Genomic DNA, 17,139 nt, shown 5'->3' with positions numbered 1-17,139 from the left:
GGTTGCCGAGACACCGCGTCAAGGCGGGAAAGCGTGCCTTGACCCGGTGGCTCGGCAACCGATTTGGCTGGGGATCGGGTTGCGGGAGGGGGATGGTCCGTGGGGTTGTTCCGTTTCGTTGCCGGCCTGCGGACAGGAAGCCGCGTGCGCGCGCCTAGGAAACCGCCCGGGGCACCTGCCGAAGCTTCAGGTTGAAGTGCCGCAACAGCTGCGGCGCGTGCGTGACCCGGTACTCCGGCACCGACTCGGGGTTCTTCGCGATCGACGCCAGCACGTCGGCCACGTACTCCAGGTGCGCCAGCGTGTACGTCCGCCGCGGAATGGCCAGTCGCACCAGCTCGAACGGTGCCGGGGTGATCAGGTTGTGCTCGTCGTCGAAGGTGCCCAGGTACAGCGAACCCAGTTCGGCGCACCGGATGCCGCCCGCCAGGTACAGTTCGCACGCCAGCGCGTGCCCGGGGAAGCCGTGCGGCGGAATGTGCTGCAGCAACCGCCCGGCGTTCAGGTACAGGCCGTGCACCCCCGCCGGCTGGACGATGTCCACACCGGCCTCGTTGATCAGCCGCGCGAAGTGCGCGGTCTCCTCGGCCCGGTTCCGCAGGTAGTCCGGGTCCACGACCTCCTGCAGGCCCTGCGCGACGCGCTCCAGGTCGTGCCCGCCCAGGCCGCCGTACGTGCGGAAACCCTCGGTGGCGATGAGGATCGCCTCGCACTGCTTGGCCAGCTGCTCGTCGCGCACGCCGATCGCCGCGCCCATCGGCGAGATCGCGTCCTTCTTCAGGCTGGCGACGAAACCGTCGGCGAGCGCGAACGTCTCCTGCGCGACCTCCTTCGGCGTCTTGCCCGCGTAACCGTCCTCGCGCTGGGTGATCAGCCACGAGTTCTCCGCGAACCGCGCCGCGTCGAGGAAGAACGGGACCCCGAACCGGTCGCACAACGCGCGCACGGCCTTCAGGTTCGCCATCGACACCGGCTGCCCGCCGCCGCCGTTGTTGGTGATCGTGATCAGCACCTGCCCGACCCGCGAACCGTCCGGACCGGACAGCGTCTCCTCGAGCGCACCGAGGTCGATGTTGCCCTTGAACGGATCCCGGCTGTCCAGGTCGGCCGCTTCCGGGCACGGCAGGTCCCGCGCTTCGGCGCCGGCCAGCTCCACGTTCGCCCGCGTGGTGTCGAAATGCGTGTTGGACAGCGAGATCTGCCCCGGCTTCAACGCGGTGGAGAACAGGATCCGCTCCGCCGCCCGGCCCTGGTGCACCGGGAACAGGTGCGGGAACGACGTCAGGTCCTCCAGCGCCGACTTGAACCGGAACCACGAGTCCGAACCGGCGTAGGAACGGTCGGCCGCCGCGGCGCCGGCCTCCTGCGCGGCGGACACCGCGCCCGTGCCGGAGTCGGTCAGCAGGTCGATCGTCACCATGTTCGCGGGCAGGTCGAACATGTTGTAGCCGGCGCGGGCAAGCGCTTCCTCCCGCTCCTCCCGGGTCGTGATCGGTATCGCCTTGACAACCTGGACCCGGTACGGCGGGAACGACTTCATGCTGGCTTCTTCCTCCCAGATCAGAACGTGGCCGAGGCGCTGACGCGCCCGCGCGGCGCCTGCACGGCGTAGGCCTCGGACGAAAGATATACCGTCGTCCCCGACCCGAACCGGCCGAGACGCAGGGAAACGTGCGCGATGAGGCCCACACCGGCGCCCGCGGGGCGGCTCGTCACCGCGGCGATCGCCCGGTCCAGCTCCGCGGACGGCAACCCGGACCGCGCGAAGTGGGCGAGCACGTGCTCACGCGCCACGGCGTCGTCCGGGACGTAGTCGCGGATCGGCAGGTAGAGGCTGTAGTTGCCGGGACGGCCCGCGCCTGCCTCCACGAAGGAGTAACTGGAGATCAGCGGCCGTCCGGCGTACGGGCCGGGGCCGCCGCCCGCGGTCGCCAGGAAATCGCGCACCGCCAACGGGTCCACGCCCTCCACGGCTCCGGCCGCTCGTTCCACCGTGGCCGAGTCCGCCGAGTCGTGCGAGATGTACAGCTTGACCCGGGACAGCGGCCCGTCGTCGAGATCGAGCGCGAAGAACGAGAACTGGTCTGCGGCGCCACGCCGCAGCGCGTGCTCGGCGACCGTGTCGTACGCGTCGCTCAACCCGAGGCGCCGCAGGCCTTCGGCGACGAGCCCGGGCGCCGCGCCCTGCCCGCGCACCTGCGGGTTGAAGTAGACCTTCAGCGCGGGCGCCCGGCCGGGCCGCAGGATCACCGAGAACCACAGCGTGAACTTCCCCTGTGGCCGGTCGACGAGGAACAGGTCCTCGACCGCGGCGAACCGGTCCAGCCGAAGATCGAACCGTTGCGCCATGTGGGTGAGAAAGCGCTTCGCCGCTTCGATGTTCGCTGCGGGGCCGGGGTTTTCCGCTATGGTCTCGCCGAGGATCCGCACCGCGCGGTCGCCGCTCTCGTCGAACGCGACGGAGAACTCCACGGGGGTCGCGTCGTCCGCGACGTCGGAAGGCCACAGCGGCGGCTCGGTCAGCGGGCGGCGGCCGGCCGCACCGAGGAGCTCCCGCAGCACGTCGACGGCATCGCTGCCGCCGCTGGGAAAGCCTGCCACCCTGCAGAGTTCTCCGAGCTGTCTCCGGGCATGGTCGAATAGGGTCACAGGGGCGACGTTCACACTCACTCCGACGGTCTGGCGAGCAACTGCTCGACTAGGCGGGGGACAGACCGTCGACCAACATAACGTCATCTTCCCAGCGAGACGTACCGCTGGAGGAGTGATCTTGGCCGCACGGTCAGTCACCAGAGGCCCGCCGCTCCCCTGGTTCGCTGCCACGGCACGGTTTTCGCGCCCGGCACGCGCGCAACCGCCGCCAGGGCAAGCGATCCCACCGGTCGCAAGCTGGGAAAACGCTTACCGGATGCGATTCACGTCACTCCTGCGACACTGTCCATAATAGACTAACAGGAGCAGTGTGCAGGCGGCCGTTCGGCCGGACACCGGAAGCGACCAGCCGTCTAGAACAGTGTTCACCTGATCAGCGGAGTGTCACGAGTGGCCTCGATGGCCCGGAATTCGGGCTCAGCGCGGCACGGTGAGCACCAGCGCGGCCGTGTCGTCGGTGACCCCCTCGTCGAGATCCGAGAGCAGCCGTCCGAGGCGATCGACGATCGCGTCCGCGTCCAGTCCCGCGAAGCCCGACGCCGCGCTCGCCAGCCACCCCTCGCCGACGAGCTCGCCCCGCGGATCCCTGGCCTCGATCAGTCCGTCGGTGTAGACGAACAGCGCGTCGCCCGGCCCGAGGCGGGTGCCGACGGTCGTCACGTACGCATCCGGGAACACCCCGAGCAGCTGGCCGCCCGGTGTCTCCAAGGGGTGCACCGCGCCGTCCGCCGCGATCCGGAGCGCGGGCGGGTGGCCGCCTGCGGCCAGCTCCACCCGGAAGCCGTCATCGTCCGGCTCAATCAGTCCGAAGAGGACGGTGCAGAAGCGACCCTCGGGCGCGCGGTAGTTCTGCAGCAGCACCGCGTTGAGCGTGCGCAGCACCGAGCCGGAATCAGGCTGCTGCACCACGGCCGCCCGCAGCGTGTAGCGCGCGAGCGAGGTCAGCACGGCCGCCTCGGCACCCTTGCCGCACACGTCGCCGATGAAGAACGCCCACCGGCCCGGGCTGACCGGGAACAGGTCGTAGAAGTCACCGCCGATCATCTCCGTCGGCGACGCGCGGTAGTACCCCGCCGACCGCAACCCGGGCACTTCGGGCAAACCCGGCGGCAGCAGGGTCTCCTGGAGGGTTCTGGACAACTGGGCCAGCCGCTCGCGTTCGGCGTCGGCCTCCTGTCGCGCCCGCAGCAGCTCGCGCTCGTACGCCCGCCTGCTTCGGGCGTCGAACACCGTGGTCCGGATGCCGGTGGCGCCGTCCGGGCCCGCGCGCAAGGTCGAATTGACCAGCACCGGCAGCCGTGAGCCGTCGGCGGCGACCAGGTCCAGTGCGATCTCCCGCACCTCGGACTGCATCCGCAGCAGCGGCGCGTAGTGCGTCTCGTGGTAGAGCCGCCCGCCCGCCGTGAGCAGATCGCTGAACCGGCGGCCGATCAGCTCCTCCGCCCGGTAGCCGAGCCAGTTCAGCAGGGTCGCGTTGACCCGTACGATCGTCCCGTCGGGCCGGGCCGAGAGGTATCCGCAGGGCGCGTTGTCCCACAGGTCCTCGGCATCGGCCCCGGTCAGTACCGGTGCCTCCGGGCCGGTCACCGCGTCCCGCGGCCGGCCAGGAACGTCTCGATCGCCGCCGTGGTCACGTCCGGGTCGCTCAGGTGGGGGCAGTGCCCGTGCACGTCCAACACCACCAGTTCGCTGTCCGGCAGCCGGTCGTGCACGTATTCGCCGACCGACATCGGCGCGATCGCGTCGTGGCGGCTCTGCAGCACGAGGCTGGGCACGGTCACCTTCGCGAGGTCGTCCCGGTTGTCGGACAGGAACGTGACGCGCGCGAACTCGCGGGCGATGTCCGGGTCGGTGCGGCAGAAGCTGTTGGTCAGCTCGGCGCCGAGGTGCGGCCGGTCCGGGTTGCCCATGATCACCGGCGCCATCGCCGCCGACCAGCCCAGGTAGTTGCTGTCCAGCGACTCGAGCAGCTCGTCGATGTCGGGCCGGGTGAAGCCGCCGGTGTAGCCGTCGTCGTCGAGGTAACAGGGCGACGGGCACACCATGACCAGCCCGGCGAACCGGGACGGCTCGCGTGCTGCGGCCAGCACGCCGATCATCGAGCTGACCGAGTGGCCGACGAACACCACGTCCTGGAGGTCGAGCTCGGCGCAGATCTCCAGCACGTCGTCGGCGTAGCCGTCGAGCGTGGCGTAGCGCTCGGGCCGCCACGCGCCCAGGTCGGAGCCGCCCGCGCCGACGTGGTCGAACAGCACCAGCTGGTAGTCCGGCTCGAAGGCGGGGGTGACCAGGCGCCACATCGCCTGGTCGCACCCGAAGCCGTGGGCGAACACCATTGGCTGCCCGCCTGGCCGTCCGGCCAGGGTCACCGCGTTCCTCGACCGGATGTCCACCGTCACAGAGTAGCCGCAGCGGGCCGGCAGGGCCGCATGAGCGGGGTTCATCGGCCCCTGGTCAGCCGAAGCGGCGGCGGACCTCGCCCTTGAGGATCTTGCCGGAGCCGGTCGTGGGCAGCCGGTCGGTGAACTCGACCGACTTGGGCACCTTGTACCCGGCCAGCCGGGTGCGCAGCCAGGCCAGCAGCTCGTCGCCGTCGATGCGGCTCCCGTCGGCGGGCACGACGACCGCCTTGCCCACCTCGCCCCAGCGCGGGTCCGGCACGCCGATCACGGCGCACGCCTCCACACCCGGGTAGCCGTACAGCTCGTTCTCCACCTCGGCCGGGTAGATGTTCTCGCCGCCGGAGATGATCATGTCCTTGAGCCGGTCGACGACGTGGAAGTACCCGTCGCCGTCCACGGTGGCCACGTCGCCGGAGTGGAACCACCCGTCGCGCAGCACCTCGGCGGTCGCCTCCGGCCTGCCCCAGTAGCCCTTCATCACGTTGGGCCCGCTGACCACGATCTCGCCCTTCTCCCCCGGCGGCACCGGCTCGCCGGACGGGCCGGCCAGCCGCACGTCGGTGAAGAACGAGGGCACCCCGGCGGAGCCGATCTTCTCCGCGACGTGCGCGCGGTCGAGGACCAGCACGCCCGGCGCGACCTCGGTCATGCCGTAGCCCTGCACGAACGCGAGCCCGCGGTCGAGGTAGCGGCTGGCGAGGTCGGCGGGCACCGGCGCGCCGCCGCACAGCAGGGTCCGCAGGCTGGACAGGTCGGCGCTGCGCCACCGCGGGTGCGCGGCGATCGCCTGGTACATCGTGGGCACGCCGAACACGAGCGTGACCCGCTCCTGTTCCACCGCGGACAGCACGGCGCCGGGGCCGAACGCGGAGTGCAGGATCACCGTGCCGCCCTTGAGCAGGGTGGGCAGGCACACCATGCCGAGCGCGGCGGCGTGGAACAGCGGCGCGGCGACCAGTGCCCGCTCGTCGCTCGCCAGGTCGGTCTCCACCAGGACGTTGACGCAGTTCCAGGTGAGGTTGCCGTGGGTGAGCATCGCGCCCTTGGGGCGTCCGGTGCTGCCCGAGGTGTACATCAGCAGGCACACGTCGTCGAGGCCGACGGGCAGGTCGGGCGGCTCGTCGTCCGCGGCGTCCAGCTCGCCCGCGGGCACGCGCAGCAGCCGGTCGCCGGCGAGCGCCGCGACCGTCTCCGCGTGCTCCGGGGTGTGGATCAGGACCGACGCGCCGGAGTCGGCCAGCGCGTGGTCCAGTTCCGGGACGCCCAGCCGGAAGTTCAGCGGCACGAACACCGCGCCGGCCTGCCCGCACGCGAACAGGGTCTCCAGGTAGGCCGGGTGGTTCGGCCCGAGGTAGGCCACCCGGTCGCCGGGGCGGACCCCGGCGGCCCGCAGCCCGTTGGCGAGCCGCGCGACGCGGCGGGACAGCTCGGCGTAGGTCAGCGCCGTCCCGCCGTGCCGGACGGCTGTCGCGTGCGGGCTCATCCTGGCGCGGCGCACCGGCCAGGAGCCCAGACCCTGGTTGCGCACTACTTCTCCGGGTCGAAGGAGCTCAGGCCGGGCCGGTAGGACTTCTGGTCGAGGAACTGGGTCAGCCCCTTGGCGCGGGCGCCCGCCTTGTCGGCGAACTGCGACTGGTCGAGCTTGGCGTAGAGGTAGTCCTCGGCCTGCTCCCAGGGCATCTCCTGGGCGATCTTGTACCCGGTCTTGGCCGCGTGCAGGACCACCTGGTTCATCGACGCGAGCTTCAGCGCCACCTCGCGGGTGCGCTCCCGCAGCCGGTCGGCGGGCAGCGCCTCGTTGACCAGGCGCATCTCCGCCGCGCGGCGGCCGTCGAAGGGCTCACCGGTCATGATGTAGTACAGCGCGTCGCGCTGCGGCACGGTCGCCGCCAGCGCCCGGCTGACCACGCCGCCCGGCGGGATGCCCCAGTTGACCTCGGACAGCCCGAACTGCGCGTCCTCGTCGGCGAAGGCCAGGTCGCAGGCCACCAGCGGGGTGAACGCGCCGCCGAAGCACCAGCCGTTGACCATCGCGATCGTCGGCTTGCTCCAGTTCGCCAGCCGCTTCCACTGCCACTCCGCGCTGGCCCGCCGCACCTTGATCTGCACGGCGGTGCTGCCGGTGGCGTCGACCTCGCGGAAGTACTCCTTGAGGTCCATGCCCGCGGAGAACGACTCGCCCGCGCCGGTGAGCACCAGCACCCGGCAGCGGTCGTCGCCCTCCAGGTGGTCCAGCACCCGCACCATCTCGTCGTTCAGGGTGGGGTTCATGGCGTTGCGCTTGTCCGGCCGGTTGAGCGTGACCCAGGCGATGCCTTCGTCGAACTCCACCAGAACCGTCTCGCCCCACGGCTCCGTCCGGACCCGCCCGTTGCCGACCGCTGTGCTCATCCATCGCTCCCTATATCAGTAGTTCTGATATAGAGATAGCAAGAGCGGGCCGACGGCGTCAAGGTCAGATGGATCGCAAGGCCTCCGTCGGCGCCATCCGGGCGGCGCGGATCGCCGGGAGCAGGCCGGCCAGCGCGCCGATCAGGACGGCGGCGACCAGCCCGCCCGCCCAGGCCAGCGGCGGGATCACCGTGGCCCAGCCCTTGACGTGTGCGTAGACGAACGTCGCGGCCGCGCCGATCGCCACCCCGGCGGCCCCGCCAAGCGCGGCGAGCAGCACCGCCTCGGACAGGAACTGCAACCGGACATGCCCCCGGGTGGCGCCCAGCGCGCGGCGCAGGCCGATCTCGGACCGCCGTTCCAGCACCGAAATGACCATCGTGTTGGCCACCCCGATCCCGCCGACCAGCAACGCCACCGCGCCGAGCCCGAGGAACAGCCCGTTGAGCGCGGACTGCGCCGCCGCCCGCGCCTCCAGCGCGGCCGAGGGCTGGCTGACCGACACCTCGTCGGCGTGCTCCGGGTTCGCGGTGGCCGCGAGCACGCTCTGCACGTCGGCGACCCGGTCGGTCTGCGCCCGCACGTAGACCGTCGTCGGGTGCCCGTCGAAGTCCAGGTAGCGCTGCGCGGCCGGGTACCCGACGAGCACCATCGAGTCGACCTCCGGCGCCAGCGCGGCCGGGGCGAGGATGCCGGCGACGTAGAACCACTGCCCGCCGACCTCGATGCGCAGCCCGTCGTAGAGCTCCGAGATGCCCAGCCGGCCGGCGGCGTCCGCGCCGAGCACCGCGACCGGCTGCTCGGCAGTGGCCGCGTTGAGGTAGGCGCCCTTCGCGACCGGCGCGCGCAGCACCTCGGGCAGCCCCAGGCTGGCGGCCCCGACGCTGATCGCGTTCGTGTTGAAGCGCGGGATGTGGGGCGAGCGGTACACCTCGGTGTCGATGCTGCCGGTGCTCTCCGTCATCTCCACCGGGCCGATGCGTGCGATCATCTCCGGCGCCTCGTACGGCAGTTCGGCGTCGCCGCCGCTGATCGTCTGGCCGGGAGTGACGGTGAGCAGGTTGGTGCCCAGCGCGTCGATCTCGGCCAGCAGACCGGCCTGCGATGACGCCGAGAGGCCGAGCACCGCGACCATCGCGGCCACCCCGATCGCGATGCCGAGCGCGGACAGCGCGGCCCGCATGCGCCGGGTGCGCAAGCCACCGGACGCGGTGCGCGCGAGGTCGGCCGGGAACAGGCGGCCGGGGACGGTGGTGCTCATGCCGCCCGTCCTTCCGCGGCCCTGTCCGCGACGATCCGGCCGTCGAGCACCTCGATGCGCCGTGGCAGCCGCGCCGCCAGCTCCCGGTCGTGCGTGATCATCACGATCGTCGTGCCCTGCCGGTTGAGCTCGGTCAGCAACTCGAAGATCGCACTGCCCGAGACGCTGTCGAGGTTGCCGGTGGGCTCGTCGGCCAGCACGATCGCCGGATCGCCTGCCAGCGCCCGCGCGATCGCCACCCGTTGTCTCTCACCGCCGGACAGTTCGGGCGGGCGGTGCGCCATCCGGTGGCCGAGCCCGACCCGCGCGAGCGCCTCCGCCGCGGCCTCCCGCCGGGCCCGCTGCCGGACGCCGGAGTACAGCATCCCGACGGCGACGTTCTCCAGTGCGGTCTCCTGGGGCGTCAGGAAGAACTGCTGGAACACGAACCCGATGCGGCTCGCGCGCAGCGCCGCGAGGTCGCGGTCGGACATGCTCGCCACGTCGTCGCCCACGACGCGCACGGTGCCCGACGTCGGCCGGTCGAGGGTCCCCATCACCTGCAGCAACGTCGACTTCCCCGACCCCGACGGGCCGACGATCGCCACCAGCTCCCCCGGCTCGACGGTGAAGGTCGCACCGTCCAGCGCGACCACCGGCGACGCACCCGGGTAGACCTTGGTGACCTCGTCGAGGTCCAGAACCGGTGCGCTCATGCCGGCACCACCACGTTCTGCCCCTCCGCCAAGCCGTCGCCGCGCACCTCGACGCGCCCGGCGCTGTCGTCGAACAGACCCGTCTCGACCGGGACCAGCCGGCGCGCGCCGGAGCCGTCGACGACCTCGACCGCGTAGCCGCCGCCGGCCAGCGCGAGGAGGGCGTTGACCGGGACGGTGAGCACGTTCTGGACCGTCTCGGACACGATGGACACCTGCACCGGCGCCTGGTCGAGCTGGCCGGTGGCGGCCGGATCGGACGGTGCGATGTGGACGTCCACTGTGGTGCTGTCGTCGTTCTTCGTGGCCACCTTGCCCACCCAGGCGACCACGCCGTCAGTGCGAGTGCCGTTGGGCAACGTGATGGTCACCGGGTCGCCTGCTTTCACCTCGGACTGCTTGTTGGCGTTCAGCGCCACCGTGACCTCGCGCTGGGTCGAGGACGCGGTCAGCACGGCCCCGCCGGGCGCCGCGGTGGCGCCGAGCGCGGCGTTCACCTGGGTCACCCGGATCTCGGCGGCGGGCAGGAACACGACCTGGCCGAGCGTGAGCTGCCCGGTCTCCTCCAGCCCGGCGTGCTCCTGCAGTTCCCGCACTGCGTAGTAGGTCTGGCGGCCGAAGTAGTCCGACTCCGGGTCCAGCTCACCGGACGTGGCGTAGCCGAGCGCCACCAGGGCGGCGTTGAGCTGCTGAACGTCCGTGCCCTCCATGCCCCAGTACAGGTTGCGGTAGGCCGGGTAACCGCCCTGCAACAACAGGACCGGAACGCCCTCCACCCAGTACAGCGCGTCGCCCTGCCGCACGACGTCGCCGATCCCCGGCAACCGCGTGACCTTGCCGTTGGCGTTGTTGATGGCCGAGTAGCTGCCGGCGTAGCCGAGGGTGCCGTTCTGCTGGCTGCGGGCGGACAACGTCCCCTTCGTCACCTGTGCGAGCCCGGTGGCCGAGCCACTGTCGATGGACGTCCCCGTCGCCGGCGCGCCGAACGGGTCGGCGATGAAGACGCCGGCGCCCGCCGCGGCGAGCACGGCGACGACGACCGCCACCCGGCCGGTGCGTCGCCTGCGCGCCGTCACGAGCCGGTCCTGTTCTTCTGCGGCATGTTCTGCGGTACGTACTGCTGGCACGCCTTCTCCGCCGCCTGGAACTGCGGCGACTCGGGGTCGACCGGCCCGCCCTGGATGAGCGCCGGGAAGCCGCCGTCGGCGTCCGGGTCGGGGAAGGCGGGAACCCCGTTCTCCCGCATGCACTGCGCGTACTTCAGCTTGTCCTCCGCGGGCCACTGGTCGCCCGTGGTCCGCTTGCCGGCGTCGGCGGGCATGAATTGCTTGCACTTGGCGTCGGCGTCCTTGAACTGCTGGGACTCCGGGTCGATCCCGCTGTTCTCGTCGAAAGCCATGCCACCGTCGGCCTTCGGGTCCGGGAAGTTCGCGATCCCGTTGGCGCGCATGCACTGCGCGTAGGCGACCGGGTCGGCGCTGGCGGCCGCGGCCTGCGTCGTGGACGACGAACCGCCCACGCTCGCGACGGATTTGCCCGGATCCTCGCTCGTGCAAGCGGCGCTCGTGGCGACGGCGCCCAGCAGGAGCGCCGTCATGAACATTCGTTTCATCGTGCTTCTCCTCCGTTCGACGGGATGTGCGGCAAGTTCTACGGAGGAGGTGGTTTCGGGGTGGTTTCACCGGTTCCGATACGCGCGCGAAACCGCCGGCGCGGCATCCTTGATCCCGTGCGCGTGCTGGTGGTGGAGGACGACGAGGAGATGGCGCAGACGGTCGCGACCGGGCTGCGCCGGGCGCGGATGGCCGTCGACGTGGCACTCGACGGGCCGGGCGGGCTGGACCGGGCGCTGGGCAACGACTACGACGTGATCGTGCTGGACCGCGACCTGCCCGGCCTGCACGGCGACGACGTGTGCGCCGAACTGGTCGCGGCCGGGTGCCGCAGCCGCGTGCTGATGCTGACGGCGGCGGCGAGCACCGAGGACCTGGTCGAGGGACTGGGCCTGGGCGCCGACGACTACCTGGCCAAGCCGTTCGACTTCCCTGCGCTGGTGGCGCGGATCGGGGCGCTCGCGCGGCGGGCCCACCCGGCGGTGCCGCCGGTGCTGCGGCACGGCGACCTGGAGGTCGACACTGCCCGCCGCACCGCCCGTCGCGGCGGGCGCGCCCTGGAGCTGGCGCCCAAGGAGTTCGGGGTGCTGGAACTGCTGCTGGCGTCGCAAGGCCGGGCCGTGCCGGCGGAGGAACTGCTGGAGCGCGTGTGGGACGAGGCCGCGGATCCGTTCACCCACGCGGTGAAGATCACGATCAGCAGACTGCGCGCCAAGCTAGGCGATCCGCCGGTGATCGAGACGGTGGCCAAGAGCGGTTACCGGGTGAACCCGTGCTGAGGCGGATCGCGCGCCGGTGGCTGCCCCGGCGGACCGTGCGGCTGCGGCTGACCCTGCTCTACGGCGGGCTGTTCCTGGTCTCCGGAGCGGCACTGCTGGTGGTGACCTACCTGCTCGTCCAGCACGCGATCCACAGCCGCTTCCAGTCGTTCATCCCCGCGCCCGGCTCGGCGCCGGGCCCCGGCCCCGCGGGGTCCGGGCTGCTGAGCGGGGGTTCGGAGATGCTGTCCACGCAGTTGCAGGAGGCCATCGAGCAGCAGCAGGACGCCCTGATGCACCAGTTGCTCGTGCAGTCCGGCGTCGCGCTCGGACTGATGGCCGCGGTGTCGGTCGCGCTCGGGTGGGTGGTCGCCGGGCGGGTCCTGCGCCGCCTGCGGACCATCACCGCCACCGCGCGGGACATCTCCGCCACCAACCTGCACCGCCGCTTGGCGCTCGACGGCCCGTCGGACGAGCTGAAGGAGCTCGGCGACACGATCGACGGCCTGCTCGCGCGGCTGGAGGCGTCTTTCGAAGCGCAGCGGCGGTTCGTCGCCAACGCCTCGCACGAACTGCGCACGCCGCTGGCCCGTCAGCGCGCGCTGGGTCAGGTCGCACTGTCCGATCCGGATGCTCCGGCGGCCGAGCTGCGCCGGGCGCACGAACGGATCCTCGCCGCGGGCGAACAGCAGGAGCGGCTCATCGACGCGCTGCTCACGCTCGCGCGCGGGCAGGCCGGGATCGCGGTGCGCCGGCCGTTCGACCTCGGCGAGCTGGTCCGCGAGGTGGCCGACGCCCGGCACGGCGCGGGTGTCGCGATCCGGACCTCCGTCACCCCCGCCGTGGCGTCCGGGCACCGCCCGCTGGCTGAACGGCTGGTGGCGAACCTGGTGGACAACGCAGTGCGGCACAACGTGCCTGGCGGGCAGGTGGAGGTGCTGACCAGGGAGTTCGACGGGCGGGCGGTGCTCGTGGTGTCCAACACCGGGCCGGAGGTCCCCGCGGACGCGATCGCCGGGATCTTCCAGCCCTTCCACCGGCTGGGCGGGACTCGCACGGGTGAGGGGCTGGGTCTGGGGTTGTCGATCGTCGAGGCGGTCGCCCGGACCCACGACGCGACGGTGACCGCGGTGCCGCGACCGGGCGGCGGCCTCACGGTGACGGTCGCCTTCCCGGCGGCCGCGTTCCCGGCGGCCGCGGCCGGTGCGGACAATCGGGGGCATGAGGTGTCCCTGCGGGTCCGGTGAGACGTACGACAACTGCTGCGCGCCCCTGCACCGCGGCGAGTCCGCGGCGCCGACCGCCGAACGGCTGATGCGCTCGCGGTTCAGCGCGTTCGCCGTCGGGGACGTCGGCTACCTGCTCGCCAGCTGGCACCCGGACACCCGCCCGGCCACGATCCGGCTCGACCCGGACCAGCGCTGGACGCGGCTGGACGTGCTGGCCACGACCGGCGGCAGTCCGTTCCACACCGACGGCACCGTCGAGTTCCGCGCCCACTACCGCACCCCGGACGGGCCCGGCTCGCTGCACGAGGACAGCGAGTTCACCCGCGTGGACGGCCGCTGGGTGTACACGCGGCCGCGGCGGGTAGCCCGCGGGGCATGACCGAGTTCGAACGCGAACGCGCCATGCCGGCCCCGGCGGAGCGGGTGTTCACCGTGGCCGCCGACGTGAACCGGCTCGACGAGTGGCTGCCCGGCGTGATCACCGTCCACCCGGGCGAGCCCGAGGGCGTGGACGTCGACGTGCACGACCCGGCAGGCGAGTACGAGGCGCCCGGCGTGCTGGGCGCGCGCCGCGAGCAGCTGCGGCTGGAGTGGGGCCGCCGCGGCAGCGCCGACTACAGCGGCTGGCTGCAGGTGTCCTCGGCCGAGGGCGGCTCCAGCTACGCCACGCTGCACCTGTCCTTCCACGGCGACCAGCCGGCCGCCCACGGCGGCAGCGCCGCCGACGACGTCGAGCGGCGGCTGGACGAGTCGCTGGACCGGCTGGCGAACCTGGTGTCGGCGAGCTGAACCCGTCCGGGTGATACGTTTCCTCCCGATCACCCGGAAGAGGTTCGATGTCCCGCAGATCCTGGCCGCGCCCGGCGCTCGCCGTCCTCACGCTCGCGACCGGCGCCGCCGGGATCGTGACGGTTTCGCTCGCGTCACCCGCTCCCGCGCCGCCCGCGCCCGCCGAGGCGCGCCCGGCCGCCACGACCGTCGCCCCACCGCCGCCGACGACCGTGGTCGCACCCGTCGTGGAGGTCACCCCGGCGCCGTCCGCAACGAGCACCGTGAGCACCACGCGCACCCGCACCACGACGAGCCGCACGCGCTCGGCGGTGACCACCCGCGAAACCGACAGCGACGAGGTGGCCCGGCAGCGGGCGATGGAACCGCACCCCCGCCCGCCGCTGAGCACCTACACCCCGTCCACTGAGGACACGAGGCCGCCGATCGTCATCGGCCCGACCTCGACCGTCCGGACGACGCGCTCCTGAGCCGCCGGATATAAGTCGTTATACGGCGTCCGGGCGCACGATCATCACCGGGCACTGCGCGTGGTGGACGAGCGCCTGGCTGGTCGATCCCAGCAGCAGGCCGCGGAACCCGCCCCGGCCGCGGCTGCCGACCACGACCAGCTGCGCCCGCGTGCTCCAGCTGAGCAGCTGGTGCCGCGGCCGGTCCCGCGCGACGACCCGCTCCACGACCACGTCCGGGTACTTCTCCTGCCACCCCGCCAGCTGCTCGGCCAGCAGCCGCTGCGCGTCCTGCTCGATCTCGGGCCAGTCGACCAGGAACGGCACCGTGCCCGGATGCCCCGCGACGTCGGCGTCGGCCCACACGTGCACCGCGACCAGCGGCACACCGCGCCAGGACGCCTCCTCGAACGCCGTCGCGAGCGCCCGCTCGCTGGTGGCGCTGCCGTCGACGCCCGCCACCACCGGCCCCGTCCCCTCGTCCCGGCCGCGGACCACCACCACCGGGCAGCGGGCGTGCGCGGCGACCTCGACGGTCGTCGAGCCCACCACCATCCCGGTGAAACCGCCGGTGCCGGAACAGCCCAGCACCACCGTGCGGGCCGTGCGGGAGGCCTCGATCAACGCGACCGGACCGGCTTCCTGCAGCTTCCCGGCGGTGATCGTCAGCTCGGGCCCGCCGATCTCCCGCGCGGTGCGCACGGCGGCGGCGAGCAGGTCGTCGGCCGCCTTCACGAACGCTTCGTAGGCCTCGTGCAGCACCGGCAGCCCAGCGCCGTAGAAGCCGGCCATCGGCGCGAACCCGTGCACGATGTGCAGCGGCTCGTGGCGCCGTGCGGCCGTGCGCGCCGCCCAGCGCAGCGCCCGGTCCGCCTCGTCCGAGCCGTCCACGCCGACGACGATCGCGTTGCTGTCCATCAGTTCCTCCACCAGGTCGGTCCGGAACCGACGCTAGGCGAGCGCGCCCGCCACGACAGCGGGCCATGGTCACCGGCGGCGGGGACTTCCGGCCCTCACCGGGCCGCCGCGATGGCCTCCCGCACCATCTCCGGCGCGATGTCGGCGGCCCGCTCCCGGAACCCGCTCGCGTACAGCCCGTCGATGATCAGCCACACCCGGTCCGCCAGGCCCTCCGGATCGGCCACACCGGTCTCCCGCGCCAGGCGGCCGACCAGCTCGCGCGTCTGCTCCAGGTACTCGCGCGCCATCCGCTCCGGCTGCTCGTCACCGGCCGGGAACTCGGTGAGCAGGTTGCGGAACGGGCAGCCGCGGAAGTCCGGCCGCCGCATCCGCCCGGCGACCTCCGTGACCAGCGCCACCAGCCGGTCGGCCGGGTCGTCGCCCGCCTCGCGCAGCGCCGCGGCCTCGGCGCGGTCCCGCCACTCCCGAAACCGGTCGAGGTAGGCCGCGACCAGGTCGGTCTTGCTGGGGAAGTGCGCGTAGAGCAGGTTCTTCCCGCAGCCGACCTCGCCGATGATCCGGCTCATCCCGACCGCGCGGATCCCCTCGGTGTAGAAGAGCGCGGTCGCCACGTCGAGGATCCGCTCCCGCGTTCCCGGTGCTGCCGTGCGTGCCATGTGTCGAGGATAACGGACCGATCGGTCCGTGCGCCGTTGACAGGCCTGTGATCAGCGGCGCATGCTCGGACCGACCGGTCCGGGACCGATCGGTCCGCAGAAGGGAGCACACCATGAGGGACGCCGTCATCGTCGAGGCCGTCCGCACCCCCGTCGCCAAGGGCAAGCCGACCGGCGCCTACGCCGCGGTGCACCCCGTCGAGCTGCACGCCCACGTGCTGCGCAGCGCCGTGGAACGCGTGCCGGGACTCGATCCGTCCGAAGTGGACGACGTCATCGGCGGCGCCGTCGGCCAGGTCGGCGAGCAGAGCGGGAACACCACCCGGTTCGCGGCGCTGGCCGCGGGCTTCCCCGAATCGGTCGCCGGCGTCACCGTCGACCGCCAGTGCGGCAGCAGCCAGCAGGCGCTCAGCTTCGCCGCGCAGGGGATCGTCGCGGGCGCCTACGACATCGTCCTCGCCTCCGGTGTCGAGTCGATGAGCCACGTGCCGATCGGCAGCTCGGCCAACGTCGACGGCGTGCGGGCCGACGTGTGGGGCCCATCGGTCGAGAAGCGCTACCCCGGCGGGCTCATCCCGCAGGGCGTGGCGGCCGAGCTGATCGCCCGCAAGTGGAACCTGTCCCGCACGCAGCTGGACGAGTTCGCGGTCACCAGCCACGAGCGGGCGGCCGCCGCGTGGCGTGACGGCCACTTCGCGGGCCAGGTCGCGCCGCTGAAGGTCACCGCCGCCGACGGCACGGTCACGCAGCTGGACGTCGACGAAACCATCCGGCCCGGGACCAGCCTGGAGGTGCTGGCCGGGTTGCGCCCGGCGTTCGCGCACGAGCACTGGACCGCGCGGTTCGGCGAGATCGACTGGAAGGTCACCGCGGGCAACTCCAGCCCGGTCAACGACGGCGCGGCCGCGCTCGTGCTCACCACCAGCGAGATCGCACGGCAGCGCGGGTGGCGGCCGCGGGCGCGGATCCACACCGCGACGGTCACCGGCGACGACCCGATCTACATGCTGACCGGCATCATCCCGGCCACCGCGAAGGTGCTCGCGCGCGCCGGACTGTCTGTTTCGGACATCGACGCGTTCGAGGTCAACGAGGCGTTCTCCTCGGTCGTGCTCGCCTGGCTCGCCGAGACCGGCGCCGATCCGGCGAAGGTCAACGTCGACGGCGGCGCGATCGCGATCGGGCACCCGCTGGGCGCGAGCGGCGCGCGGCTGGCCACCACCCTGCTCGGGGTGCTGGAGCGCACCGGCGGCCGGTTCGGCCTGCAGACCATGTGCGAGGCCGGCGGCACGGCCAACGCGACCATCATCGAAAGGATTTGAG

The 17,139-nt window shown here is 72.4% G+C and carries 18 protein-coding genes; 6 read left to right on the top strand and 12 right to left on the bottom strand.

Translation table 11 applies throughout. From position 1 onward, the window contains the following. Positions 1-154: 154 nt before the first annotated feature. The 10 genes from ABZ215_RS13295 to ABZ215_RS13250 all read right to left on the bottom strand — a co-directional run bounded on the left by ABZ215_RS13295 (position 155) and on the right by ABZ215_RS13250 (position 11,013). Positions 155-1,540 carry a tryptophanase gene (locus ABZ215_RS13295; RefSeq protein WP_354949658.1) on the bottom strand — a complete coding sequence of 462 codons (1,386 nt, stop codon included), beginning with the start codon at positions 1,538-1,540 and terminating at the stop codon, positions 155-157. A gap of 20 nt (positions 1,541-1,560) precedes the next feature. Further along, positions 1,561-2,601, bottom strand: coding sequence for a tryptophan dimethylallyltransferase family protein (locus ABZ215_RS13290; RefSeq protein WP_354949657.1), 1,041 nt, complete (start codon positions 2,599-2,601; stop codon positions 1,561-1,563). A gap of 468 nt (positions 2,602-3,069) precedes the next feature. Next, positions 3,070-4,239 (bottom strand): SpoIIE family protein phosphatase, encoded by a 1,170-nt coding sequence (locus ABZ215_RS13285; RefSeq protein ID WP_354949656.1) that lies wholly within the window; start codon positions 4,237-4,239, stop codon positions 3,070-3,072. Beyond that, positions 4,236-5,045, bottom strand: a complete 810-nt coding sequence (locus ABZ215_RS13280; RefSeq protein WP_027936557.1) for an alpha/beta hydrolase — start codon at positions 5,043-5,045, stop codon at positions 4,236-4,238. Before ABZ215_RS13280 ends, ABZ215_RS13285 begins: the two co-directional genes overlap by 4 nt. A gap of 61 nt (positions 5,046-5,106) precedes the next feature. Continuing rightward, positions 5,107-6,582 (bottom strand): long-chain fatty acid--CoA ligase, encoded by a 1,476-nt coding sequence (locus tag ABZ215_RS13275; protein WP_354949655.1) that lies wholly within the window; start codon positions 6,580-6,582, stop codon positions 5,107-5,109. Continuing rightward, positions 6,582-7,445 (bottom strand): p-hydroxycinnamoyl CoA hydratase/lyase, encoded by an 864-nt coding sequence (locus ABZ215_RS13270; RefSeq protein ID WP_354949654.1) that lies wholly within the window; start codon positions 7,443-7,445, stop codon positions 6,582-6,584. The genes ABZ215_RS13275 and ABZ215_RS13270 overlap by 1 nt, the downstream gene beginning before the upstream one ends. Positions 7,446-7,509: 64 nt before the next feature. Continuing rightward, complete coding sequence (locus ABZ215_RS13265) at positions 7,510-8,706, bottom strand: ABC transporter permease (RefSeq protein ID WP_354949653.1); 1,197 nt, start codon at positions 8,704-8,706, stop codon at positions 7,510-7,512. Next, a complete protein-coding gene (locus ABZ215_RS13260; RefSeq protein ID WP_354949652.1) occupies positions 8,703-9,401 on the bottom strand; it encodes an ABC transporter ATP-binding protein in 699 nt (232 codons plus the stop codon). The genes ABZ215_RS13265 and ABZ215_RS13260 overlap by 4 nt, the downstream gene beginning before the upstream one ends. After that, complete coding sequence (locus ABZ215_RS13255; RefSeq protein ID WP_354949651.1) at positions 9,398-10,477, bottom strand: peptidoglycan-binding protein; 1,080 nt, start codon at positions 10,475-10,477, stop codon at positions 9,398-9,400. Before ABZ215_RS13255 ends, ABZ215_RS13260 begins: the two co-directional genes overlap by 4 nt. Beyond that, positions 10,474-11,013, bottom strand: a complete 540-nt coding sequence (locus ABZ215_RS13250) for a hypothetical protein (RefSeq protein ID WP_354949650.1) — start codon at positions 11,011-11,013, stop codon at positions 10,474-10,476. Before ABZ215_RS13250 ends, ABZ215_RS13255 begins: the two co-directional genes overlap by 4 nt. 117 nt (positions 11,014-11,130) lie before the next feature. Between ABZ215_RS13250 and ABZ215_RS13245 the strand changes: the two genes are divergently transcribed. Genes ABZ215_RS13245 through ABZ215_RS13225 form a run of 5 tightly spaced genes read left to right on the top strand, consistent with a single transcriptional unit; the run spans position 11,131 to position 14,260 of the window. Next, the gene (locus ABZ215_RS13245; protein WP_354949649.1) at positions 11,131-11,793 is read left to right on the top strand and encodes a response regulator transcription factor; all 663 of its coding nucleotides are present in this window, start codon (positions 11,131-11,133) and stop codon (positions 11,791-11,793) included. Beyond that, complete coding sequence (locus ABZ215_RS13240; protein WP_354949648.1) at positions 11,787-13,019, top strand: HAMP domain-containing sensor histidine kinase; 1,233 nt, start codon at positions 11,787-11,789, stop codon at positions 13,017-13,019. Before ABZ215_RS13245 ends, ABZ215_RS13240 begins: the two co-directional genes overlap by 7 nt. Next, the gene (locus tag ABZ215_RS13235; protein ID WP_020422606.1) at positions 12,994-13,380 is read left to right on the top strand and encodes a YchJ family metal-binding protein; all 387 of its coding nucleotides are present in this window, start codon (positions 12,994-12,996) and stop codon (positions 13,378-13,380) included. The genes ABZ215_RS13240 and ABZ215_RS13235 overlap by 26 nt, the downstream gene beginning before the upstream one ends. Further along, positions 13,377-13,790 (top strand): SRPBCC family protein, encoded by a 414-nt coding sequence (locus ABZ215_RS13230; RefSeq protein ID WP_354949647.1) that lies wholly within the window; start codon positions 13,377-13,379, stop codon positions 13,788-13,790. The genes ABZ215_RS13235 and ABZ215_RS13230 overlap by 4 nt, the downstream gene beginning before the upstream one ends. Before the next feature lie 47 nt (positions 13,791-13,837). After that, complete coding sequence (locus ABZ215_RS13225) at positions 13,838-14,260, top strand: hypothetical protein (RefSeq protein ID WP_020422608.1); 423 nt, start codon at positions 13,838-13,840, stop codon at positions 14,258-14,260. Between the two features lie 18 nt (positions 14,261-14,278). On the opposite strand, the gene ABZ215_RS13220 is transcribed toward ABZ215_RS13225, so the two are convergent. Together ABZ215_RS13220 and ABZ215_RS13215 are read right to left on the bottom strand one after the other, a co-directional pair. Continuing rightward, positions 14,279-15,157, bottom strand: coding sequence for a universal stress protein (locus ABZ215_RS13220; RefSeq protein ID WP_354949646.1), 879 nt, complete (start codon positions 15,155-15,157; stop codon positions 14,279-14,281). A 95-nt stretch (positions 15,158-15,252) separates the two neighbouring features. Continuing rightward, positions 15,253-15,816, bottom strand: coding sequence for a TetR/AcrR family transcriptional regulator (locus tag ABZ215_RS13215; protein ID WP_027936559.1), 564 nt, complete (start codon positions 15,814-15,816; stop codon positions 15,253-15,255). 113 nt (positions 15,817-15,929) lie between these two features. Between ABZ215_RS13215 and ABZ215_RS13210 the strand changes: the two genes are divergently transcribed. Further along, positions 15,930-17,138, top strand: coding sequence for a thiolase family protein (locus tag ABZ215_RS13210; protein WP_020422611.1), 1,209 nt, complete (start codon positions 15,930-15,932; stop codon positions 17,136-17,138). Position 17,139 lies beyond the last annotated feature (1 nt).

Origin of the sequence: Amycolatopsis sp. NPDC006131 (assembly GCF_040614175.1) — a bacterium.
GTDB lineage: Bacteria > Actinomycetota > Actinomycetes > Mycobacteriales > Pseudonocardiaceae > Amycolatopsis_E > Amycolatopsis_E tucumanensis.
This window is presented reverse-complemented; position numbering and strand designations above follow the sequence as displayed.

Excerpts from the sequence above, each read along its gene's own strand:
- ABZ215_RS13295 (WP_354949658.1), bottom strand. The coding sequence starts at position 1,540 with ATGAAGTCGTTCCCGCCGTACCGGGTCCAGGTTGTCAAGGCGATACCG.
- ABZ215_RS13270 (WP_354949654.1), bottom strand. The coding sequence starts at position 7,445 with ATGAGCACAGCGGTCGGCAACGGGCGGGTCCGGACGGAGCCGTGGGGC.
- ABZ215_RS13265 (WP_354949653.1), bottom strand. The coding sequence starts at position 8,706 with ATGAGCACCACCGTCCCCGGCCGCCTGTTCCCGGCCGACCTCGCGCGC.
- ABZ215_RS13260 (WP_354949652.1), bottom strand. The coding sequence starts at position 9,401 with ATGAGCGCACCGGTTCTGGACCTCGACGAGGTCACCAAGGTCTACCCG.
- ABZ215_RS13250 (WP_354949650.1), bottom strand. The coding sequence starts at position 11,013 with ATGAAACGAATGTTCATGACGGCGCTCCTGCTGGGCGCCGTCGCCACG.
- ABZ215_RS13235 (WP_020422606.1), top strand. The coding sequence starts at position 12,994 with ATGAGGTGTCCCTGCGGGTCCGGTGAGACGTACGACAACTGCTGCGCG.
- ABZ215_RS13230 (WP_354949647.1), top strand. The coding sequence starts at position 13,377 with ATGACCGAGTTCGAACGCGAACGCGCCATGCCGGCCCCGGCGGAGCGG.
- ABZ215_RS13225 (WP_020422608.1), top strand. The coding sequence starts at position 13,838 with ATGTCCCGCAGATCCTGGCCGCGCCCGGCGCTCGCCGTCCTCACGCTC.
- ABZ215_RS13220 (WP_354949646.1), bottom strand. The coding sequence starts at position 15,157 with ATGGACAGCAACGCGATCGTCGTCGGCGTGGACGGCTCGGACGAGGCG.
- ABZ215_RS13215 (WP_027936559.1), bottom strand. The coding sequence starts at position 15,816 with ATGGCACGCACGGCAGCACCGGGAACGCGGGAGCGGATCCTCGACGTG.
- ABZ215_RS13210 (WP_020422611.1), top strand. The coding sequence starts at position 15,930 with ATGAGGGACGCCGTCATCGTCGAGGCCGTCCGCACCCCCGTCGCCAAG.